Genomic DNA, 22,373 nt, shown 5'->3' on the forward strand with positions numbered 1-22,373 from the left:
AACGCTCTCACCTCAACTCCATATGCTTTGCACGAAGCTGGCCGCAAGCGGCAGCAATATCATGTCCCTGTTCACGACGAATCGTTACATTAACTCCCTGTTCCGAGAGAATTCTCTGGAAATTAAATATGTCTTTTCTTGACGTTCTGACATATTTGCGCTCAGGCACATGATTGACCGGGATCAGGTTGACATGGCACAACATGCTTTTCAGTACGCTTGCCAATTCTTCCGCATGCTCCGGCTGGTCGTTTACGCCACCAATCAGTGCGTACTCAAACGTAATTCTCCGGCCTGTCTTGGCCAGATAGTAACGAAGAGACTCCATCACATCATCAAACGGGAAACGACGGTTAACCGGCATCAGCTTCGAACGAAGAGCATCATTCGGTGCGTGGATCGAAATCGCGAGATTAATCTGTGTGTCTTCATCTGCAAACTTGTAGATGTTCGGTACAATCCCGCTTGTAGACACGGTAATGTGACGCTGACCGATATTCAGTCCCTTTTCGTGGATCATGATCCGCAGGAACGTCATCGTTGCTTCATAGTTTTCAAACGGTTCACCGGAACCCATAATTACGATGCTGCTGACACGTTCATTACGCTCGTCGAGAATCTTCTGAGCCTGTACAACCTGAGCTACAATCTCACCTGCTGTAAGGTTGCGCTTGAGTCCACCCAGCGTGGATGCACAGAACGTACAGCCGATCCGGCAGCCGACCTGTGTCGTTACACAGATGCTGTTGCCGTAGTTATGCTTCATAATGACCGTTTCAATCGCATGATCATCATGCAGACCAAAGAGGAATTTTACGGTTCCATCCTTGGACTCAAACTTGGTAATTTCTTTGAGGGTTACAAATTCAAACTGGTCTGCCAGCTTCTCACGCAAAGCTTTGGACAGATTCGTCATTTCACTGAAATCATTCACACGCTTCACATAAATCCAGTCAAAAATCTGGCCGCCGCGAAACGCAGGCTCCCCGTTCTCAACAGCCCATTGCTGTAACTGCTCCAGGGAAAAATCGTATATAAAAGGTTTCATTTTGTAGTCAACACCTATTCCTTTTTTCTTTTCATTAGCTTTCCAGCGTTTTACTGCATTCGTCCTATTCTATCACAAACACCACGTTACATCCATGTATACCCGTGAGGCACGTTATTCATGCATTATAACACCTCAATGCTACTATCGCATCTTGACATTATAGCAAACACTTCATTCCGACCGAACCGTTCAGCAAACTTGCCTCTCACAAAGAAATCCGCCGGGGTTTCCCTCGGCGGCCTTCCTTCCGTGCTTTATTAAACGGCTAATTAACGGTTCTTGTCAACCTTGCGATGTAAAAACCGTCACTGTGAGCATACTGCGGCAGAATCTGAACGCCACCGTTCACAGCCTGCCAACTTCTGGTTTCGGGCTGCGACCAGTTAGACGTTTCCATAGCCTGATATTCAGGATGACGGCTCAAAAAGTCAGCCACCATATCTTCATTCTCGGCTGATTCAATGGTACATGTGCTGTACACCAGAATGCCTCCCGGTTTGAGAAGCGGCGCTACACAATCCAGCAGCTCACGCTGGAGGCTCGAGATATCCTCGATGTCCGATGCCGACTTGCTCCATTTGACATCCGGCTTGCGACGAATTACGCCCAAACCGGAGCAAGGTGCATCCAGCAAAATCCGGTCAAATGAAGCTTCGGGGTAGCGCTTGTTCAAATCAAGTGCATCTCCCGTTACCGCATCAATACAGCCGAGTCCGAGACGTTCGGCCTGCTCCAGAATAAGCTCGCGTTTATGTGCGTGAACATCATTAGCTATAATATGACCGCGATCCTGCATCTTCTCCGCCATATGTGCTGTTTTCCCGCCCGGAGCCGCACAACAGTCCAATACACGCTGTCCCTCTTCAGGAGCCACAGCTTCGGCAACCAGCATAGAGCTTTCGTCTTGCACGGAGAACAGTCCATCCCGATACCAGGACGTTAGCGCCATATTACCGCCACTTCGCACGAGAATGCCATCCGGACTAAGACGTGAAGCTTCAACAACTGCTCCGCTTCTCTCCATTTCCTCCATCATCTTCTCCCGTGTAGTCATCGTCGTATTCACACGCACGCTCACGGCTGGAGGTTCATTATTTGCCCGGCAAATGGCTTCTGTCGTCTCTTCGCCGTACTGACGAATCCAGCGTTCTACCATCCACAGCGGATGAGAATGCTCCAGCGAAATCCTTTCAGCAGCAGGCAGATGTGAAGGGATGTGCAGCTGCTCCCGATTACGAATCATATTCCGCAGCACACCGTTCACCATACCGGAGATTCCCTGATGACCCAGCTTCTTCGCCAGGTTCACAGCTTCACTCACGACGGCATGTTCCGGAATTCGATCCAGATAGATGATCTGATAGACACTGATTCGAAGCAGGCTTCGTACCCAAGGCTGTAATTTGGCTACGCCTTTGGCAACAAAACGCTCCAGATAATAATCAATGGTATTCCGTCTTGCTATCGTTCCGTATACCAGCTCGGTAGCAAGTCCTGCATCTGCAGAACTAAGCTCTGCCTCCTTGAGACGGCGATTTAATTCCAGATTGCTATAAGCCCCGTCCTGCTCAACAGCGCTTAACACTTTGACAGCAAGCGCGCGTGCAGAAACTTTCGGCTTCTGCATACGCGTGCTGCTACCCGCATTTCTGGCACCTTTATCCGAAGAGCGGTTTGCCCTAATTTTGCTTTGTGACTTATCGTTGCTTTGTGACTTATTGTTATTTCCTGTTTTATTGCCACTCATCGCAGCACCGTTCCAGGCTTCAATGTTCCGCCACGAGCAAAGTCAGCAGCCTGCATTACCTTTTTACCGGCAGGTTGTACCTCTGTCAGCCATAAGGAGCCATTGCCTGTCTGGACTTCAATACCCGTTTTGTTCAACTGCAGCACCGTTCCCGGCTCGGCTTGTCCATTACCGGATACAGCGGAACTCTCCGTCTGAGCTTGCGCGGGATTGGCCGCAGCCCAAACTTTGAAAACCTGATCGTCCCACATCGTAAATGCTCCTGAAAAAGGCACAAGGCCTCGAATCTGGTTGAACAACTCACGTGAAGTGCGACTCCAGTCGAGCTTCTCGTCTTCACGGGTCAGATTACGAGCATATGAAGCCTCGCTATCGTCCTGAGGCACAGCTGTCGTTTCACCAGCGATCAGGCGCGGCATTTCTGCCTGAAGCAGCCTGGAGCCTGCCTCACTGAGTTTTGCAAACATCGTACCCGATGTATCTTCATCCGTGATGGGCACTTCTACCCGAGAGATCATATCTCCGGTATCCAGTCCTTCTGCCATATACATCAGTGTGACACCTGTCACCGATTCTCCGTTAATAATAGAGCGCTGTATCGGTGCTCCTCCCCGGTACTTGGGCAAGAGAGAACCGTGAACGTTCACGCAGCCACGAATGGGCATATCCAATACCGCTTTGGGCAGGATCTGTCCGAATGCAGCCGTCACAATCAGATCCGGCTTCCATTCCGCAAGACGGGCTACTGCTTCCGGGTCACGCAGCTTAATTGGCTGAAACACCGATAGACCGTAGCGTTCGGCTGCGGCCTTGACCGGCGTTGGTGTCAGCACTTTTTTACGTCCCTGCGGTTTGTCGGGCTGGGTTACCACACCTACGACATGGTAACCTTCTGCCATCAGCATATCCAGGGAAGGTACAGCAAATTCAGGTGTTCCCATAAAAACGATATTCAAATCGATCACTCCTTAATTGCGACGCGGTCCAGTCTGATCGGCTGCAATTTCATATACTTTCTCGGCGATATCCGTGAAAAGCACACCGTTCAGATGGTCAATTTCGTGCTGGAACGCACGGGACAACAGGCCACTGCCTGTAATGATCAGCTCTTTACCTTCACGATCGAGCCCTTTAACTGTTACCGTCTCATAGCGACGGACATCACCGTTAATTCCAGGAATACTCAGGCAGCCTTCCGGCCCAAACTGTTCACCTTCACTGGAAATAATCTCGGGATTAATCATTTTGATCAATCCTTGCTCATCCCCTGCGTCAATGACGATCAAACGTTTCAGTATGCCCACCTGTGGAGCAGCAAGACCTACGCCTTCTGCATCATACATCGTATCTGCCATATCATCCAGCAGCTTCTGCACATTAGGTGTAACCTTGGTTACCTCCTTGGCTCTCTTGTGTAGCACCTCATCTGGTTCTTTAACGATAATACGAATCGACATGTAGTAAGCACCTTCCTAATTCTTATCTTGTTTTCTAAAAATCATTTCTGCTTGTTTTCTCGGCAATCAACTTTATTTCATATGCTGGTTATAATCTATGTTTATACCGCTTGTTCACATCCACATTTTTTTGTATATAAAAAGCTGTGAAATGTTACATTAACATCTGCGGGTCTACATCAAGACTAATGAGCAACTTTTGGGCCTGAACATCATCATCCATGTGCCGGGCCGTTGCCAGAGCCAGACCGATCGCGTCCACATCCCCACGCCATTTTATCATACATTGGAATCGGTATCTATTCTTGATCCGCGGGATCGGCGAAGCGACAGGCCCAAGCACATCAAAGGCATCGTTGCTGAAACGGTCAAGACTGCCCAGCCAGCCAGCTGCATTTGCCTTTTCTTTCAGCAATCGGGTGTAGTTCTCGGCCAATCGGATCAACACAGGGAGCTGTTCATGGGAGAACGTCACCAGAATCAGACGGCAATACGGCGGATACTGTAAAGTTCTGCGATGCAGGAGTTCCTCCCGTACAAAGGATACGTAATCATGCTGGCTTGCATGTCCAATCGAATAATGTTCAGGCGTATAGGACTGTACGAACACTTCACCTGGCAATTGATGACGGCCCGCCCGGCCCGCCACTTGCGTCAATAGCTGGAACGTCTTCTCGGCAGCACGAAAATCAGGTAAATTCAGCGCTGAGTCCGCGGTGATTACACCCACCAGAGTCACATCGGGGAAATCGAGTCCTTTGGCGACCATCTGGGTCCCAAGCAGGACATCGGCCTTTTTCTCCCGAAATTGCTTTAACAGCTTTTCATGTGAACCCTTTTCGGTAGTGGTGTCCACATCCATTCGAATGACACGAATCCCTGGGAAAAGCTTGGCCAGCTCTTCCTCCACCCGCTGTGTTCCTGTGCCAAAGTACCTGATATGCTCGCTTCCGCAATCCGGGCAGGTTTCAGGTGCAGCTTCCGCATAACCGCAATAGTGACAGCGCAGATTGTTGGAGCGCTGATGATACGTCAAGGAGATATCACATTCAGGACAACCGGCCACATATCCGCAGCTGCGGCACATCACAAACGTGGAATATCCGCGGCGATTCAGCAGCAGCACCGTCTGTTCTCCGCGCTCCATCCGCTCCTCGATTCCTTTGTGCAGCGCCCTGCTGAACATGGACCGATTGCCTTCCTTCAGCTCTTCGCGCATATCAATGATACGGACGGTTGGCAGGTTGTTGCCAAGCGCCCTTGTGGGCATTTCCAGCAAAAGCGGAGCAAACTCGTCATTGCTTTGCGAGCGCGCAGCATAATAACTCTCAAGCGAAGGTGTGGCGGAGCCGAGAACAACCACGGCCTGATGCTGTTGTGCTCTTTTGACAGCGACATCCCGCGCATGATATTTAGGCGTCTCCTCCTGCTTGTACGAGGTTTCATGCTCCTCATCCATAATAATCAGTCCCAGCCTGCTAAAGGGAGCAAATACCGCAGAACGTGCGCCAATCGCCACCTTGACCTGACCTTCACGAATTTTGCGCCATTCATCATAACGCTCACCGCCGGACAGTCGGCTGTGCATGACCGCTACTTGATCGCCAAAACGTCCCTTGAAACGTTCCACCATCTGTGGCGTAAGGGCAATCTCTGGCACCAGCACAATCGCCTGTCTGTCCTGATTAATACATTGCTGGATCGTCTGCAGATACACTTCTGTTTTGCCGCTGCCTGTAACCCCATGCAATAGAAAAACGCCGTGACGATGTTCCTGCAAACGACCGTTTATGCTGGCATAAACACCTTGCTGCTCATCGGTCAATGCCAGTGGTTCTGTTGGTTTAAAACGTCTGCCTTGATATGGATCGCGGAATACCTCCACATCCTCCGTAACAACCAGTCCTTTGTCCTCAAGCCCTTTGACGGTTGCCGCCGATACTTGCAAGGTAGCCAGCACTTCTTTCATAGGCATAGGCAGCAAGTCCTTCATCTCCAGCAAAAAAGAAAGAATTTCCTTCTGTCGCTGTGCCTTGGCCGGGAACGATTCAAGCGCCTCTTCTGCGGCAGCAATATCTACAGCCAGATTAACGGATTTCATCGTTTTTTTGCTAAGCTTGTCCTTGATCGCCTGGCTTTCCAGCAGAACACCACTCAGCAGCAGTTTTTTGATCAAAGCAGCATGATTCGGATATTTCCGGCTTAATTGCTGCAGTGGAACCTGCCCCCTGTTTTGCACAAAACGAATAATATCCTGCTGCACCTTCTCGGCGCTAGACTCTTCTCCCCACACAAACAACACGTCTTCGTTAGAGGTTTTATCCAAGGCACGTCCATCGAGCGCATCTCCCAGCGAAATATAACGCTCGGCTTTTCCTTTCAGCGCCGTAGGCACCATCACCTGCAAGGACAAGATGCGATTGCTCGCATAACGCTCGCTCATCCATTCTGCCAGCTCCACCAGGTCCTTCGAGAGAGGCGGCACAATGTCCAGCAGTTCCTGAATAGGTTTCAGCCTGAATGATTCCTCACCTGTGCGCGGAACCAGATCAACGACAAATCCCTGCACCGTGCGATGTCCAAAAGGTACACCTACCCTGCTCCCCACCTCAATCCATTCCTTCATCGAGTCGGGAACCAGATAATCAAAAGGCCGGTCGGTCTGCTTCACAGGCACATCGACAATGACCTTGGCAATCTCCATCTATCAATTCCTCCCGGCAATGCGCTCTGCCGCAATTCGAAGCAAGCGATGCGCCACATCTTGCTTGGACATCAATTCAAGCTCCTCTACCAATCCATCCCGGTCATAAATATGAACCGCATTGGTGTCTGTCCCGAATCCGGCTCCCGAACGGGTGACATCATTGGCTACGATCAGATCACAATTTTTCCGTTCCAGCTTTTCACGTGCATACATTTCCAGCGACTGCGTCTCTGCGGCAAAACCGATCAAATACTGATGGGTTTTCCGTTTGCCCAGCGTCTCCAGAATATCTATATTTTTCACAAGCTCCAGTGACAGTGTGTCACCTGTCTTCTTGATTTTCTCTGTGTAAACTTCCTTTGGTCGATAATCAGCGACAGCCGCTGCTTTAATAACGATGTCCGCATCCTGCCACTCCTTGGATACCGCTTCATACATATCCTGTGCGGACTGCACGGGAATAACCTCCACCTGCTCCGGCGGCTGGGCCTGTGTATTGCCCATGACCAGCTTCACATCGGCGCCCAGATCACGCGCGGCAGCGGCGATGGCAAAGCCCATTTTTCCGGATGAGTCATTGGTAATATAACGAACGGGGTCAATTCGCTCAACTGTACCGCCAGCGGTAACCACGACCTTTTTTCCTTTTAAAAGCAAATCCTGGCCTTGTGTCTGAACCTCGCTCAGAGCTTGCTCCGAACGTCTCATCGAAGGAGTATTACGCTGCGCAAAGAAACGCTCCACCACGTCGACAATCGTCTCCGGCTCTTCCAGACGCCCCTTGCCAACATATCCGCAGGCGAGCAGCCCTTCGCCGGGTTCAATCATTAATGCGCCTCGTTCAACGAGCAGATTCATATTTTGTTTGACCGCCGGATGATCGTACATATGTACATTCATGGCCGGTGCGATCATTACAGGTGCAGTGGTAGCCAGCAAAGTGGTTGTCAGCATATCATCAGCCATTCCATGTGCCATCTTGGCAATGACATTCGCAGTCGCAGGAGCGACCAGCAAGAGATCGGCCAGATCAGCCAGATGAATATGAGACACCACCGCCGGTTCCCGTTCATCAAATGTATCTGTGTACACCGGGTTGCGGGTTAATGTCTGCAGCGTTAATTCGGATATAAACTGTGTTGCAGAAGCCGTCATAATGACGTGAACATCCGCTCCCTTCTGCACCAGCTTGCTGCATAATGCTGCCGCCTTATAAGCCGCTATGCCACCTGTTACGCCGAGCACAATTCTTTTACCGTTCAACATGTGTATATCCCCCGATCATGTTAAGACGTCAAATATCCATTAAAAATAAAAAATAACAGTCCTTAAATAAGGATTAAAGGCTTATTCGTAAAAAAATAACAACCTCGCGGTTGTCAACATAAATTGGGCTTTCGCCGTATGCAGTTGAAGAGCAGCCGCCAGGGCTTACTCTTCTTCTTCATCCTGTCCTTTGAGTACAACCAGATGATCTCCGTAGATTTCTTCCAGTGCAACGCCAACCTGTTTATGGGATTTTGCGTTTCTCAGCTCGGATTTTTCGCCTTCGCGAAGTTGTCTGGCACGGCGGGAAGCAGCGACAACCAGGGAATACTTGCTGTCAACTTTATTCATCATTTCATCAATTGAAGGATACAGCATATTAACAAAACACCTCTTTGCTTTAGTATAATCACAAGTTGCCGCCGGACAGAGCCTTTATGTTGCGCGTCTTCACATTAAGGCATGCGGGCTTAACCCATCCTTAACATGATATGACAACTGCCCCATGAATATCGCTGTATACGGCGGCAAAAGGGATTATTTATTGATCTTACAATGTTCGGCAATAATGATGCTTTCTATTCGCTTGCAAGCGAGTTCGATTTCATCATTTACCACCGCATAATCATACTGTTCCAGCAGATTGATCTCATCCACCGCAACGGACATCCGGTGATCAATCGTCGCCTGACTTTCCGTACCACGGCCCTGAATGCGATCCTTCAGCTCGTCCAGAGAAGGCGGAAGCAGGAACACAAAGATTCCTTCCGGGAATTTCTCCTTCACTTTGAGCGCACCCTGAACTTCAATCTCCAGAATGATATCGCGGCCTTCGTTAATTGTTTTCTCCACAAAATCACGCGGAGTACCGTAATAATTGCCTACATATTCCGCATGCTCCAGCAGCTGATCCTCGGCAATCATCTTCAGAAACTCATCATGCGAGTGAAAAAAATAGTTTACCCCATGCTCTTCACCCAAACGTGGCTGACGCGTGGTTGCTGATACCGAATACGTCAGATTCGGCACCCGTTTACGCAGTTCGCTGCATACTGTACCCTTCCCGACCCCGGATGGGCCGGACAACACTATCAGTAATCCCTTAGACATATTACACTCCATTTTATTCGTCGTTATCATCATCTTTCGAAGAAAGACGATGGGCGACCGTTTCAGGCTGAACTGCAGACAGAATAACGTGATCGCTATCCGTAATAATAACGGCACGGGTACGTCTTCCGTAAGTTGCATCGATCAGCATGTGACGATCTCTTGCCTCTTGTATAATTCTCTTGATCGGCGCCGATTCCGGACTCACGATGGATATAATCCGGTTCGCCGATACGATGTTACCGAATCCAATGTTAATGAGTTTGATTGCCATAATCAGGTTCTTCCCCCTATACATGCGACTCTTCTGCCGAAATTTGGCCGTTCATTCGATGTTCGCTGCTTGCTCACGAATCTTCTCCAGCTCCGCCTTCATCTCGACAACACGGTTCACCAGAGCCAAGTGGTTGGCTTTTGATCCAATCGTATTGACTTCCCGATTCATCTCCTGAATCAGAAAGTCCAGCTTGCGACCTACCGGGTCTTCGCTCTTCAGCAATTCCCTGCTCTGTCCAAAATGACTGAGTAAACGTGTAAGCTCCTCTTCAATGTTGGAACGATCCGCAAACACTGCGATTTCCATACCCAATTTATGCTCATCAAAAGGGAAAGAGCCCTCTTCCTGCATTTCCGTAAGCCGCTGCCTTAACTTGTTGCGGTAATCACTTACCACCGTTGGCGCAAGCGCGAGCATCTCGGTATGCAGTGACTCCAGACGGGTAATCCGCCGTTCCAGATCAGTGGCCAGATGAAGACCTTCGCGAGCGCGCATCTGCTCCAGACTGGAGAGAGCCTCATTCAAACCTGCATGCAAAACCTGCTCCCATTCATGCTTCTGTTCGTCTGGCACGAAGCTCGTCCCATCCGACTGAACCATAACATCCGGCAGCCCCAGCATATCCACAATGCTTGGTTTGCCCTGCAGTCCAAATTGACGTTCCAGCTGCTCTGCAGCCTGCAGATAGGCCCTGACCGCCTGCTCATTCAGAACAGCGGGAAGAGCCTGGTCTTCCTCTTTTTCTTTCATTACATAAACATCAATCCGCCCTCGTTTCAAGCGGCTCTGTACGATCTTCCTCAAACCATCCTCATAGTACGTCCACTCTCTCGGCAGACGCATCATGACTTCACAATAACGATGATTGACTGATTTGATCTCCAATTGTACCTTGTAGCCGCCAAAATGAAAGGCGGATTGACCGTATCCGGTCATACTGAATGACATCGGCATCACATCCGTTTTACTATTGTAATTGATTATTAGGGTGGAAACAAGTAGGACATTGATGCTCCGATTTCTCCCAGACATATTGAGTCAGCTCGGCGGTCATGCCATAGAACATAAACGGAGTCATCAAATAGATCCCCTTGAAATGCTCTGTAGCTACATCCAGCAGTTCTTTCGCAATCGTTACTCCCATCGCACGGCCTTCTTCGCCTTCAAGTCCTGCCATACGAGACCGCACCTCATCCGACAGCTGAATCCCGGGAACCTCATTGTGCAAATACTCCGCGTTGCGTCCGCTTGCCAGCGGCATAACACCGACAAATATAGGAATATCCAGATGTTTGGTTGCCTCACGCATCTTTACGATCAGTTCCGGATCGTATACAGGCTGTGTCATAATATAGTCTGCCCCGGAGGCAATTTTCTTCTCAAGCCGCTGCACCGCTTTGTCCAGATGTTTAACATTTGGGTTAAACGCGGCACCAATCACAAAACCAGCCTTCTGTTTCAACGGTTTACCCGAGAAGGCTACACCATCATTCAGCTGTTTGATCATTCGAATAATCTCAAATGAGGTCAGGTCGTACACCGAGCTGGAGCCAGGTAAATCACCGAATCTGGCAGGATCACCAGTTACCGCAAGCACATGATTAATGCCCAGCGCATCGAATCCCATCATATGGGACTGGGTGCCGATCAGATTGCGGTCACGGCAGGCAATATGCACAAGTGCACGCAGACCGGTGCGGTCCTGCACCAGATGTCCAAGGGCCATGTTGCTCATACGGGTCACGGCAAGAGAGTTGTCCGCCAGCGTCAGTGCATCTGCTCCGGCAGCTTTCAGCGTTTCAGCACCCTTCATGAACTTGGCAATGTCCAGATCACGCGGCGGGTCAAGCTCGACAATGACCGTATGGCGCTGCTTGACCAGATCCACAATCGTTGGCTGTCCCCCGCGCCCTGCACGTTCATCTAGATTCTCATGAAGCACGATTCGCGGCTGGCTCTCGGCTGGATCAGGCTCTGCAATCGGCAGCGGTACATACTCCGCAAGCGCTTGTTTGATGGCTGTAATATGATCAGGCGTTGTACCGCAGCATCCACCGATAATACGGGCACCAAGATCTGCAAACTGCACGGCAGTTTGGCCAAAATATTCAGGCGTGGCGCCATAACGAAACTGACCGTCCACATAATCCGCCGCACCCGCATTCGGATACACGGACATCGGTACACCGATGCGACCAGATACGGTTTCCATCGCACGCATAATCCCGTTCGGACCAGAACGACAGTTGAAGCCGATGACGTCAGCTCCCTGCTCGCGCATAATGCGAAAGGCTTCAGGCATCGTGAAACCGTCCAGTGTATGGCCCACATCTTCCACCGCGAATTGGCCGATAACCGGAAGATCGCTCAGTTTACGCGCCTGCAGAAGAGCAATGTCCATCTCTTCAATATCATAAAAGGTTTCGAGCAGTATGCCGTCCACACCTTCATCCAGCAAAGCAGAAATTTGCTGCTGATAGAAGCGCTTCAATTCACTGGTAGACACGTTCGTTCGTTTACCGCCGCGTATAGAGCCCACAGCGCCGAGAACGTATCCGTCTGAACCGGCAACTTCCTTTGCGATGCGTACACCTGCACGGTTCACTTCCTCGACTCTGGACTCCAGTCCAAACTTGGACAACTTGTCAAAATTGGCCGAGTATGTGTTCGTCTCAAAGATCTCTGTGCCAGCATTCCGATAACGGCGATGCACGTCTGCCACAACTTCCGGTGAAATCAAGTTCAATTCTTCATAGGAAATCCCAACCGGGAATCCCATTTGATATAGAAACGTTCCCATGGCCCCATCACCAACAAGAACACGTTGTTTCATTGCAGTGCGTAAATCCGCCTTCATCCCATTTCCCCCCGCCTAGCTGTGATCATTTCATACTAATGTAACACAAAAAACGCTAAAAAACGAAGAAAAACACAGGATTTTGCTGTTTGTCCGGCTCCAGTGGACATTCCTAGTATTGAACGTCCGAAAGCTCACTTGAGGGGCTGGACCGAGGATGTTCTCATCAAGAGTAAAAAAGAGGCCCGTAGGCCTCCGTGATCATTAATCTCATCGTACGAACTTGATTATGAAGTAACTCCCTTGAAAACAACTTCGGCTGGTCCAGTCATATAGACGTGGTTATCTGCCTCGCTCCACTCAATGTTAAGATCTCCGCCCTTCAAGCTGATTACTGCCGTGCGGTCTGTATGGCCGTTCAGCACCGATGACACGAGCGTTGCACAGGCGCCGGTTCCACAAGCCAGCGTTGGTCCTGCTCCGCGCTCCCACACTCGCATGTCTACATATCCGCGGTCGCGTACAGTCGCGAATTCAACATTGATTTTTTTCGGGAACATCGGATGCACTTCAAGCAGCGGCCCCCAGGTCGTCAGATCAAAGTTCACTGCATCATCCACATAGATAACTGCGTGAGGGTTGCCCATAGATACCGCCGTAAATTTGAATGCATGTCCATTGGCTTCAATGTAATGATCAACTACAGGATTCGCATCTACTGTGGTTGGCACCTGAAGACCATCGAGGATTGGCTCGCCCATATCTACCCGCACCGTTTCCACTTTGCCATCACGCAGGTTGAGGGTCACGGGCTGTACTCCGGCGCCGATCGTTTCAATGGTAATCTGTTCACGGTCAACATGACCGTGGTCGTATACGTACTTGGACACGCAGCGAATAGCATTGCCGCACTGCTCCGCTTCCGAGCCGTCCGAGTTCATAATACGCATCTGAAAATCCGCCTTCTCTGAAGGAAGTATATATACCAGGCCGTCCGCTCCGATGCCGAAGAAGCGATTGCACCATTTAACTGCAAGCTCCGCCGCATCCGAAGGAAGCTCCTTTTCTCCAAATACAATAATAAAATCGTTGCCCAATCCGTGCATTTTCGTAAATTCCATATCCTTGCCCACTCCTTTTGGCAGTCTGCTGCCAAAGCTTTAGTTTATAAATTATTCTCTCTTATTGAGGCTCTTACAGTCAAAACCGATTGAAGCTGTTACAGTCAAACCCGATTGAAGCTGTTACAGTCAAACCCGATTGAGAGTATTACCCGTAAAACCAGGAAGCGATCTTTGATCCACGTTCATGCATATAAAAAAGCTATCCTGCAAAATGTCAAAGCTCTCGCTTTGAATCATTTTGAGGATAGCATACCGAAACAGCTCAGGAATTACTATTGATTTTATGCTGAAAACTTTGTACTTTTCGGTACGAAGCGCCCGGGACCACCCATACGGCGGCGATTACGACGACCTCCCCACACGCTGCCTGCCCCCATCAGGAAGGTAGGAATACCTGCGGCTACGATGCAGATTGCCCATTCACGCAGACCGAGAGGTACGGTTTTGAAAATCGGCTGCAGCGGTTCAACGTACATGACAACCAGCATAAGCACAACAGAGGAAATGACAGCAAGCACGAGATATTTGTTCTGCAGCGGATTTCGATGGAAGATGGAACGCGAGCTCCGGCAGTCAAACACATGGATCAGCTGGGCGAGCACCAGAGTTGCAAAAGCAACAGACTGCGCTTTGATCAATTGACCCGGATTATCCGGAGCCGCCTGAAGAGTAAGCCAGAATGCACCGAGCGTACATAACCCGATCAGCACACCACGGCTAACAATTTTCCATCCTAATCTGCGGGCAAAAATATTTTCCTTCGCTCCGCGCGGCTTATGCTCCATCAGATCTTTTTCCGGTTGGTCGACTCCAAGCGCCATGGCAGGCAGGCCATCCGTCACAAGGTTTACCCATAGAATCTGAATAGGCACAAGCGGAAGAGGCAAGCCCATCATCATTGCAAAAAACATCGTCAGAATTTCGCCTACATTGGATGCCAGCAAATAACGGATAAACTTGCGAATATTCTCATAGATGTTGCGGCCCTCTTCAATAGCTGCCACAATCGTGGAGAAATTGTCATCACTCAGAATAAGGGAAGAGGCTTCCTTGGTTACATCCGTACCGGTAATGCCCATTGCGATGCCGATGTCTGCTGCCTTGATCGCAGGTGCATCATTGACACCATCTCCGGTCATGGCAACAACGTGTCCTCTGCGCTGCAGTGACTTGACGATGCGCAGCTTGTGCTCGGGTGAAACTCGGGAGAACACATAAATGTCGTTCACCTGTTTATCCAGCTGCTCATCCGTCATGCCCGCAAGCTGCTGTCCACTCAGTGAAGCTCCGCCGCGAGGCAGAATGCCCAGCTGATGGGCGATCGCTTCTGCCGTTGTACCATGATCTCCCGTAATCATGACGGTACGTATGCCCGCCTTGCGGCATGTAGCAATGGCATCACGAACCTCACGACGAGGGGGATCAATCATACCTGCAAGCCCGACAAACACAAGCTGGCTTTCTGCTGCATGTTCGTCAGCGACATGTTCCTTCGGTCTGACTTCACGGTAAGCCATCCCGAGCACCCGCAGCGCATTGCCAGCCATGCTTTCGTTGGCAGCCATCACCTTCTGGCGCAATGTGCCGGTGAACGGAACGACTTTGCCCTCCCATAGAATATAGCTGCAATGCTCAATGAGTACGTCAGGCGCTCCCTTGGTATAAATCATTCGCCCGCCCTGATGTTTAATCATTACGGACATACGCTTCCGCTCGGAATCAAACGGAAATTCCTGCTCTCGCACATACAATTCCTTGAGTCCTGCCGGAGTGAGGCCCATTTTGGAAGCCATTGCGACCAGAGCCCCCTCCGTCGGATCGCCCTTTAGTTCCCAAAGCACTTGGCTGACATAATCCTGATTTTCCTCCTGCTGGCCTTTCTTGCGGCCTTTTTTATTTTCTTTTTTTGAATCTTTATTTTTTTTCTTGCTGCCTGGCTCGTTCAGAACCGTTTCTACAATGCTCGCATTGTTGCAAAGTGCACTGATCTGAAGCATTCTTCGCAGGGACTGGTCGCTTTTCAGCTCAATGATCCGATCATTCTCCAGCATGTAACCTTCCGGTGCATAACCGTCTCCTGTGACCTTGATACTGCGTCCTTCAAGCCACACATTCGTGACCGTCATTTTGTTTTGTGTCAGGGTACCTGTCTTATCCGAGCAGATTACGGAGGCGCAGCCCAGCGTCTCTACCGATGGCAGCTTGCGTACAATGGCTTTGCGTTTAATCATTCGCTGTACACCCAGCGCCAGGGCGATGGTCACGATCGCAGGCAGCCCTTCCGGGATTGCCGCTACAGCAAGGCTGACACCTGCCAGGAACATGCCTACAGCGGGTTGTCCATGCAGAATACCTGCGACCACAACCATCACCGTTAACCCCAGCGCAACAAAGATCAGAATTTTGCCCAATTGCTCCAATCTGTGCTGCAGCGGAGTCTCCTGCTCCTCCGTGCTCTGGATCAGGTCAGCAATTTTCCCCATCTCTGTGTCCATACCCGTACGAATAACGATACCTTTAGCCGTACCCCGAGTGACCATTGTGCCCATAAAACCCATATTTCGCTGGTCTCCCAGTGGAACATCTTCACTGGCAATGGGCCTGCAATGTTTGCTGACAGGCACGGATTCTCCCGTGAGTGCAGACTCCTCTACATCGAGACTGCTCGTTTCCAGCCAGCGTACATCGGCGGGAATTCGGTCCCCGCTTTCCACCACGATGATGTCTCCAGGAACGAGCTGTTTTGCCGGAAGATGCACTTCCTGACCTGAACGGAGTACTTTGGCGAGAGGTGCCGACAGCTGCTTGAGTGCGCGCAGGGAACGTTCTGCTCTGAATTCCTGTACAAAGCCTAAGATGGCGTTCAGCACGATAATGGCAACAATCGTCACCGCATCCAGATACTCTCCAAGCAAACCGGATACCAGGGTTGCCCCCATAAGCACCAGCACCATGAAGTCCTTGAACTGATTAAGCAGCAGCGTGATCGGAGATATCCGCTTTGCCTCACTCAGCTCGTTCGAGCCAGCTGTTTTTCGCTTTTCTTCCACCGCTTCCTCTGTTAATCCCTCCTGCGGATCGACTCCAAGAGTGTCACGAAGCTCTTTGTCACTCAGTTGATGCCACTTGGTATGTTCCATGCTACAGAATTCCCTCCCAGTCTCATTTCATCTGCAATGCAAGCTCTCACATGTTTCACCGGCATGCTGCCAGGGCAAGCTGTACACTGTGCCGGACAAACTACCTGCTCTATATGTATTCGGACATGTCCGTGAATAGCACCCGGAAGGTGAATCCTTTCCCTGATGGACAGAATAAGCTAAAATATAAGTCTGCGAAGCTTATGGGTAACTCCTGATTGCAGTAAGAAAGAGGGCAGCCATCCTTTTGTTATGACCCATCTGATTACATACGTCTGGCTGTCTGTAAATTCGTTATAGATAAGGCAATCTGCAAGAACCGTGCAGATGCTTGAATAGAGAGGAAGTGGACAATATGGCACTTGACGGCATCGTAACCCGCGCCATCGTACATGAGCTGCAGGGCTGCATCGGAGGGAGAATCAGCAAAATCCATCAGCCAAACGGTCATGATGTAGTGCTCACCCTGCGTGCCCAGCGCGGCAACAGCAAGCTGCTTGTCTCGGCAAGCCCGACATACCCGCGTGTGCATTTTACCGAGAAAACATTTTTGAATCCGACAGAAGCGCCAATGTTCTGCATGCTGATGCGCAAGCACTGCGAAGGGGCTATCATTGAGAACATCCGCCAGATTGGCATGGAACGGATCATTCATATCGATGTGCGTCAACGGGACGAGCTTGGTGATGTTTCGGTCAAACGCATCATTATTGAACTGATGGGACGTCACAGCAATATCATTTTGCTCGACCCTGCGACAGACACAATTCTGGACGGTATTCACCATGTTACTCCATCCATCAGCAGTTACCGTGTCATCATGCCTGGTTTCTCATACACGGCCCCGCCGGAGCAGCACAAAAGCAATCCGCTGGAGGTCACTTCAAATGAGTTTGCACAGTTGATCTCTACTGCAGTGGAGCAGAACGAGCAAACGTCAGGCGCTGAAGCGGGGAATGAATCAGACCTGCATCCTTCTCGCTGGCTGGTCAATGCATTCAGCGGTATGAGTCCGCTCATTGCGGGAGAGATCACAGCTCGCTCAGCTTCAGAAGCAAACGGTCTGGATGCGGAAACACTCTGGACTGCTTTTGAATCCGTGCTGGCTCCTGTCAAGGAACATCAGTACACCCCTGTATCCGGGCTGAATGCCAAAGGCAAAATGGTCTTCTCTGCCATTCGTCTGCAGAGCATTGAGGAACAGGAAAAAACGTATGATACAATGAGTAAATGTATGGAGGATTATTACGGAGACAAGGCCGAACGGGACACAGTTAAACAAAGAGTCAGCGACCTGCTCCGGTTCCTGCAAAATGAGCGAAGCAAAAACATTAAAAAGCTCGACAACCTGAACAAGGATCTGCTTGAAGCAGATGATGCGGACAAGTACAGACTGTGGGGGGAATTGTTATTTGCTTCCCTGCATCTGGTCAACAAGGGTGATAAAAGTGTAGAGCTGGTCAACTTTTACGACGAAGAGCAGCGCAGCATCACCATTCAGCTTGATCCGTTGCTTACACCATCCGATAATGCGCAGCGTTACTTCAAGCGTTATAACAAATACAAAAACAGCCTGGCTGTCATTCATGAGCAGCTTGGCAAAACGAAGGACGAGATCGCCTATCTCGACAACCTGCTGCAGCAGCTTTCCATCGCATCCATGAACGATATTGAAGAAATTCGGGACGAGCTTGTACAGCAGGGGTACTTGCGTGACCGAAACAAAAAAGGCAAGAAGAAAAAGAAAAATGATCGTCCAACCGTGCATCAATTCACATCCTCGGAGGGCATTGACATTCTGGTTGGCAAAAACAATCTTCAGAACGAGTATGTAACCAACCGACTCGCTTCAGCAAATGATACATGGCTGCATACCAAAGACATTCCTGGCTCACATGTGGTCATTCGCAGCACGGATTATGGTGAAGCTACGCTGGAGGAAGCAGCACAACTAGCAGCTTATTTCAGCCAAGCAAAGGAATCAAGCAGCGTGCCTGTAGACTACACTTACATTCGTCATGTACGTAAACCAAGCGGTGCAAAGCCCGGCTTTGTCATTTATGACCATCAGAAAACGCTGTTTGTCACGCCGAATGACGAGTTGATCAAAAGCCTGCCCTCAACGATCAAAAACGGGTAAGGTAGCGTAGCGCATCTAGTCAGATGGTACGCTTGATAAGCTCTAACGATCAGGAGAAGCCTTATTTGGGCGTTTTCAGGCATTTTATATTTCTAACGATTCACAGAGACGTTATTTCCCTGAATTCGCTCCACCGGAGGCCATTTTTTAGTGTTTTGGCTGAAATAAGGCTCCTGGGGATCGTTAGAATTCAAACAGCCCGAATCGAAGGCAAATAAGGTTCGTGAGAATCGTTAGAATTTGTTGATGGATAGTTCATCTTTTAATCTCACCCTTCTCTCTCGGCTCCTCTCAGAGATCCTAACAGGCCGAGCGAACCGAGCGAAACAAATCATAAAAAGGCCATAAGCACCCTGAAGAACTCCTTCAATGTGTTTATGGCCTTCCTTTTATCTAGGACGTGTCTTGAAACCTACTGAAGTGCATCTTTTACCGCCTTTTCGCCCCATGCTGCGTCACTTTCCCTTGACGTGCCCCGGCAAGCCTGCGGAAAACTTCCTGGCTTGGAACGAAAATTCAGCAAAATCTGCCGTCTTCAGAGTTTTCAGACACGCCCTAAACCCTTGCTTCTAAACTACTTCGCTTTCCTTTTATCCTTACATTGTTGTATCCTTACATTGTCTTATGCTTACCTTGTCTTATACCTACTGTCAGCCACGCTTCATGCGCCTATTTCGATTTTCTCATCGATGATACAGCCCGAAGCTGCTCTACGACCTCCATCGCTACCGTTTTGCTGCCTAAATCTCCGTGAAAAACAACACCTTGCCGTTCTCCGTGATAATCTGACCCACCTGTAACAATCAGATCAAATTCCCTCGCCAGCTCCAAATACCGCTGCTCATCCTCCGGGCCATGATCCGAATGAAACACCTCGATACCGTCGGGCTTGGCGTCCATGATGATCTGTCTTACCAATTCATTATTCCCGTAAATACCCGGATGCGCTATGACTGCAGCACCACCCGCTTCTCTAATCCAGACACAAGCATCCTTCGGTGCAACACGAGGTACAGATACATAGCCAGGCTTGCCTTCCGCCAGATACTGATCAAAAGCATCCCGCATATCGGCGGCATACCCTTTTTTTACAAGCACATCTGCCATATGTGGTCTGCCCACACTTTCATCCGGCTCCAGCGGCCGCCCCAGCTCGTCCAGCACCTCCTGCCAAGTGATATCCAGACCAAGCTCCTGAAGCTTGGCAATCATCCGATGATTGCGCTCCTCTCGCGCCTCTCTCAAACCGCGCAATCGCTGCAGAAAACGTTCATCATCTACGTCTACCTCATATCCAAGGACATGGATCTCCTTGCCGCCCGCGCGTGTACTGATCTCTACCCCGGCAATAACATCAATATCAAGCAGCTGTCCGGCCTGCCTGGCCTCGGTCACTCCAGCCACGGTATCATGGTCTGTCAGAGCTACTGCGGATAACCCTTTTCGCTTCGCAAGCTTCACATTATCTGTCGGGGACTGCATTCCGTCCGAAGCCTGGCTATGTGTATGAAGATCACAGCGTCCCTGATGCTGATTCATGGGCAATCCTTCCTTTCATATCCAATGCTGGACTGTTGATTCTTACCGTTTCTTTTTCACAATCCTCAAGTAAATCCATCTTACAGAACATACTTCCTAAGCCTGCTCTCCCGTCTCATGCTCCTGCTGACGCAAATACCCCAGAAAAGCTACAGCGGACAGCGGCAGCAAGGAGGATTTCAGATGAATGGCATAAAACTGACGCTTGAACTCCAGCCCGCGAATGTCCACCATATGAACAAGCCCCAGAGCCAGCTCATGCTGCACAGAAGAGGGAGACAGCATCGTAATGCCTACCCCTGCTTCCACAGCCGATTTGACCGCTCCTGTACTGCCAAGCTCCATGACCACATTCATGTCACTTGGGTCAATTTTTTTCTTCTGCAGCTGCCCTTCCATCACTTGACGTGTACCAGAGCCTTCCTCCCGCAGTACAAAAGGATAATTCATGACTTCTTCAAGATTGACTTTGCCACGGCCAGCCAGATCATGTCCCGCAGGTACAATCAGCTTCAGTTCATCCTGCATGACAGGTTCCACAATCATATCGGGATGATGTATCGGCGCTTCAATTAATCCAAAGTTCAACTGGTGCTTCAAAATCTCATCCATGATCTGGGTTGTATTCATCACTTTCATAACAATGGAGATATCGGGATACTGCTTTGCAAAAGGTCCAAGCATACGAGGCAGCACATATTCCCCGATGGTCAGACTTGCTCCAAGCTGCAATCTCCCCTGCAGTTTCTGTGTAAAAGCAGACATCGCTTCGTCGGTCTGCCTGACCAGTTCTACACTTCGTTTGGCATGAGGCAGCAATGTACGGCCCGCCTCTGACAATTCTATTTTTTTGGTAGAACGATGCAGCAGCTTGGTTCCGAAATAATCCTCCAGCGATTGAATCTGCATCGTCACCGCCGGTTGTGTCATATGTAGTGCCTGTGCAGCCGCAGAAAAACTGCCCTTCTCTGCCACCGTATAAAAAATGTGCAGCTGATGAAAATTCATATGTTCGCCCCTCTTCCACTTGCTCTCTCTATATTGTAGCCGATTTCCCGTTCTGCAACAAAAAAAGCATGCAGCTTGTCTGCATGCGTAAGTACATAGAATCTCGCATTAAATCTATGATTGCAATATCAAAACAACTTATTATCTGTGCTTCCGGCTATTCTTGACCAGTGTCATTCTTCTGGAGTGTCTAAGCCAGGAATAATACGACTTCAAATCTCGAAGCTCAATCGTCTCCGACATACGTCCCAAAAACGTCACTACAATCATTTTGTGCAATGGATTGCCTGTTATATCATATTCTCCTTCAAGCTCGGAAAACTCAGCGACCATAACCAAATCATCATCAATCAGGTAAACGTCCTGTTCATTGCGGTAATATGGTGTTACCCGGTCCTGCTTCAGACACTCCCACAACCATGCCGCAATATGGTCATCATCACTACGCGCAGCCTCAATACGGTCTGCATACCGCATCTTTGCATGATGGGTAATGACGATGTCAGCCACTTTCTTGTCTCCGAGAGCCACAAAAAACGGCTCGTAGGTGCTCCAACGTTGCATCACCTTATCACGCATGGGAATCACTCTCCACCAGATAGGACTTTCTATCTATTTATTACCAAATATATTACAACATAAGTCCCGCAACCTCAAGGCGTAAGTTTAACTTTTTTCATAAAATTCTATTTATACCGCGTTTAAGAAAAGAGCGACCCACCGGGCCCCTCCTGCGTTTCGTGCTATATTCCGTAATAGCTTGTTTTGTCCATCGTTTTGCTGGCATACTCGGTTTTGATCTCGTTGCGATAAGAGCGCTCGATTTTGCGCACATAGGAAAGCCGCTTTACATTTTTCATCGTATCCTCAGCTCGTTCTGCATTAACATACATGACAACATAATGCATACGGCGGGAGATATAATGCACGGTTCCATATTTTTCGAGATTGCGGGCCGCTTTCAAATCACTAACCCAAATAATGAATCCAGTTCTTTCCGCAAACATCAT

General features: G+C 49.6%; 18 protein-coding genes. 1 reads left to right on the top strand and 17 read right to left on the bottom strand.

Annotated elements, in window-relative coordinates; all coding sequences use genetic code 11:
- Positions 1-7 precede the first annotated feature (7 nt).
- The 13 genes from rlmN to IEW26_RS02525 all read right to left on the bottom strand — a co-directional run bounded on the left by rlmN (position 8) and on the right by IEW26_RS02525 (position 16,676).
- Complete coding sequence (rlmN, locus tag IEW26_RS02465) at positions 8-1,048, bottom strand: dual-specificity RNA methyltransferase RlmN (protein ID WP_111271055.1); 1,041 nt, start codon at positions 1,046-1,048, stop codon at positions 8-10.
- A 268-nt stretch (positions 1,049-1,316) separates the two neighbouring features.
- Entirely contained in the window at positions 1,317-2,678 is a 1,362-nt protein-coding gene (gene rsmB, locus IEW26_RS02470) for a 16S rRNA (cytosine(967)-C(5))-methyltransferase RsmB (RefSeq protein WP_188591167.1), read from the bottom strand.
- Positions 2,679-2,794: 116 nt separating this feature from the next.
- Entirely contained in the window at positions 2,795-3,754 is a 960-nt protein-coding gene (gene fmt / locus IEW26_RS02475) for a methionyl-tRNA formyltransferase (RefSeq protein ID WP_188591168.1), read from the bottom strand.
- A gap of 12 nt (positions 3,755-3,766) precedes the next feature.
- Complete coding sequence (gene def / locus IEW26_RS02480; RefSeq protein WP_110898580.1) at positions 3,767-4,255, bottom strand: peptide deformylase; 489 nt, start codon at positions 4,253-4,255, stop codon at positions 3,767-3,769.
- Between the two features lie 154 nt (positions 4,256-4,409).
- Positions 4,410-6,959: a primosomal protein N' gene (gene priA / locus IEW26_RS02485; protein ID WP_188591169.1), complete on the bottom strand. Its 2,550-nt coding sequence runs from the start codon at positions 6,957-6,959 to the stop codon at positions 4,410-4,412.
- A 3-nt stretch (positions 6,960-6,962) separates the two neighbouring features.
- Positions 6,963-8,228: a bifunctional phosphopantothenoylcysteine decarboxylase/phosphopantothenate--cysteine ligase CoaBC gene (coaBC, locus tag IEW26_RS02490; RefSeq protein ID WP_188591170.1), complete on the bottom strand. Its 1,266-nt coding sequence runs from the start codon at positions 8,226-8,228 to the stop codon at positions 6,963-6,965.
- A 165-nt stretch (positions 8,229-8,393) separates the two neighbouring features.
- Positions 8,394-8,606 carry a DNA-directed RNA polymerase subunit omega gene (rpoZ, locus tag IEW26_RS02495; RefSeq protein ID WP_110898577.1) on the bottom strand — a complete coding sequence of 71 codons (213 nt, stop codon included), beginning with the start codon at positions 8,604-8,606 and terminating at the stop codon, positions 8,394-8,396.
- A gap of 159 nt (positions 8,607-8,765) precedes the next feature.
- On the bottom strand, positions 8,766-9,338 hold the full coding sequence (gmk, locus tag IEW26_RS02500) for a guanylate kinase (RefSeq protein ID WP_110898576.1): 573 nt from the start codon (positions 9,336-9,338) through the stop codon (positions 8,766-8,768).
- Between the two features lie 13 nt (positions 9,339-9,351).
- Positions 9,352-9,612 carry an extracellular matrix/biofilm regulator RemA gene (remA, locus tag IEW26_RS02505; RefSeq protein ID WP_006209218.1) on the bottom strand — a complete coding sequence of 87 codons (261 nt, stop codon included), beginning with the start codon at positions 9,610-9,612 and terminating at the stop codon, positions 9,352-9,354.
- A gap of 51 nt (positions 9,613-9,663) precedes the next feature.
- Entirely contained in the window at positions 9,664-10,563 is a 900-nt protein-coding gene (locus IEW26_RS02510) for a YicC/YloC family endoribonuclease (protein WP_111271060.1), read from the bottom strand.
- Between the two features lie 19 nt (positions 10,564-10,582).
- Positions 10,583-12,472 carry a bifunctional homocysteine S-methyltransferase/methylenetetrahydrofolate reductase gene (locus IEW26_RS02515; protein WP_145403996.1) on the bottom strand — a complete coding sequence of 630 codons (1,890 nt, stop codon included), beginning with the start codon at positions 12,470-12,472 and terminating at the stop codon, positions 10,583-10,585.
- Positions 12,473-12,699: 227 nt separating this feature from the next.
- Positions 12,700-13,533, bottom strand: a complete 834-nt coding sequence (gene dapF / locus IEW26_RS02520) for a diaminopimelate epimerase (protein WP_111271062.1) — start codon at positions 13,531-13,533, stop codon at positions 12,700-12,702.
- A 284-nt stretch (positions 13,534-13,817) separates the two neighbouring features.
- Complete coding sequence (locus IEW26_RS02525; protein WP_188591171.1) at positions 13,818-16,676, bottom strand: cation-translocating P-type ATPase; 2,859 nt, start codon at positions 16,674-16,676, stop codon at positions 13,818-13,820.
- A 355-nt stretch (positions 16,677-17,031) separates the two neighbouring features.
- Between IEW26_RS02525 and IEW26_RS02530 the strand changes: the two genes are divergently transcribed.
- Positions 17,032-18,816: an Rqc2 family fibronectin-binding protein gene (locus tag IEW26_RS02530; RefSeq protein WP_188591649.1), complete on the top strand. Its 1,785-nt coding sequence runs from the start codon at positions 17,032-17,034 to the stop codon at positions 18,814-18,816.
- Positions 18,817-19,485: 669 nt separating this feature from the next.
- On the opposite strand, the gene IEW26_RS02535 is transcribed toward IEW26_RS02530, so the two are convergent.
- The 4 genes from IEW26_RS02535 to IEW26_RS02550 all read right to left on the bottom strand — a co-directional run bounded on the left by IEW26_RS02535 (position 19,486) and on the right by IEW26_RS02550 (position 22,370).
- Entirely contained in the window at positions 19,486-20,355 is an 870-nt protein-coding gene (locus IEW26_RS02535; RefSeq protein WP_188591172.1) for a PHP domain-containing protein, read from the bottom strand.
- A gap of 96 nt (positions 20,356-20,451) precedes the next feature.
- A complete protein-coding gene (locus IEW26_RS02540; protein WP_111271066.1) occupies positions 20,452-21,363 on the bottom strand; it encodes a selenium metabolism-associated LysR family transcriptional regulator in 912 nt (303 codons plus the stop codon).
- 141 nt (positions 21,364-21,504) lie between these two features.
- On the bottom strand, positions 21,505-21,942 hold the full coding sequence (locus IEW26_RS02545; RefSeq protein ID WP_110898569.1) for a hypothetical protein: 438 nt from the start codon (positions 21,940-21,942) through the stop codon (positions 21,505-21,507).
- A gap of 164 nt (positions 21,943-22,106) precedes the next feature.
- Positions 22,107-22,370 (bottom strand): YlbG family protein, encoded by a 264-nt coding sequence (locus tag IEW26_RS02550; RefSeq protein WP_056696929.1) that lies wholly within the window; start codon positions 22,368-22,370, stop codon positions 22,107-22,109.
- Positions 22,371-22,373: the final 3 nt, after the last annotated feature.

This window comes from Paenibacillus silvae, assembly GCF_014639235.1.
GTDB classification, from domain to species: Bacteria; Bacillota; Bacilli; order Paenibacillales; family Paenibacillaceae; genus Paenibacillus; species Paenibacillus silvae.

Coding starts and splice junctions, on each gene's coding strand:
- rlmN (WP_111271055.1), bottom strand. CDS start 1,048: ATGAAACCTTTTATATACGATTTTTCCCTGGAGCAGTTACAGCAATGG.
- rsmB (WP_188591167.1), bottom strand. CDS start 2,678: ATGCAGAAGCCGAAAGTTTCTGCACGCGCGCTTGCTGTCAAAGTGTTA.
- def (WP_110898580.1), bottom strand. CDS start 4,255: ATGTCGATTCGTATTATCGTTAAAGAACCAGATGAGGTGCTACACAAG.
- priA (WP_188591169.1), bottom strand. CDS start 6,959: ATGGAGATTGCCAAGGTCATTGTCGATGTGCCTGTGAAGCAGACCGAC.
- coaBC (WP_188591170.1), bottom strand. CDS start 8,228: ATGTTGAACGGTAAAAGAATTGTGCTCGGCGTAACAGGTGGCATAGCG.
- rpoZ (WP_110898577.1), bottom strand. CDS start 8,606: ATGCTGTATCCTTCAATTGATGAAATGATGAATAAAGTTGACAGCAAG.
- gmk (WP_110898576.1), bottom strand. CDS start 9,338: ATGTCTAAGGGATTACTGATAGTGTTGTCCGGCCCATCCGGGGTCGGG.
- remA (WP_006209218.1), bottom strand. CDS start 9,612: ATGGCAATCAAACTCATTAACATTGGATTCGGTAACATCGTATCGGCG.
- IEW26_RS02510 (WP_111271060.1), bottom strand. CDS start 10,563: ATGTCATTCAGTATGACCGGATACGGTCAATCCGCCTTTCATTTTGGC.
- IEW26_RS02515 (WP_145403996.1), bottom strand. CDS start 12,472: ATGAAGGCGGATTTACGCACTGCAATGAAACAACGTGTTCTTGTTGGT.
- dapF (WP_111271062.1), bottom strand. CDS start 13,533: ATGGAATTTACGAAAATGCACGGATTGGGCAACGATTTTATTATTGTA.
- IEW26_RS02525 (WP_188591171.1), bottom strand. CDS start 16,676: ATGGAACATACCAAGTGGCATCAACTGAGTGACAAAGAGCTTCGTGAC.
- IEW26_RS02530 (WP_188591649.1), top strand. CDS start 17,032: ATGGCACTTGACGGCATCGTAACCCGCGCCATCGTACATGAGCTGCAG.
- IEW26_RS02535 (WP_188591172.1), bottom strand. CDS start 20,355: ATGAATCAGCATCAGGGACGCTGTGATCTTCATACACATAGCCAGGCT.
- IEW26_RS02540 (WP_111271066.1), bottom strand. CDS start 21,363: ATGAATTTTCATCAGCTGCACATTTTTTATACGGTGGCAGAGAAGGGC.
- IEW26_RS02545 (WP_110898569.1), bottom strand. CDS start 21,942: ATGCGTGATAAGGTGATGCAACGTTGGAGCACCTACGAGCCGTTTTTT.
- IEW26_RS02550 (WP_056696929.1), bottom strand. CDS start 22,370: ATGTTTGCGGAAAGAACTGGATTCATTATTTGGGTTAGTGATTTGAAA.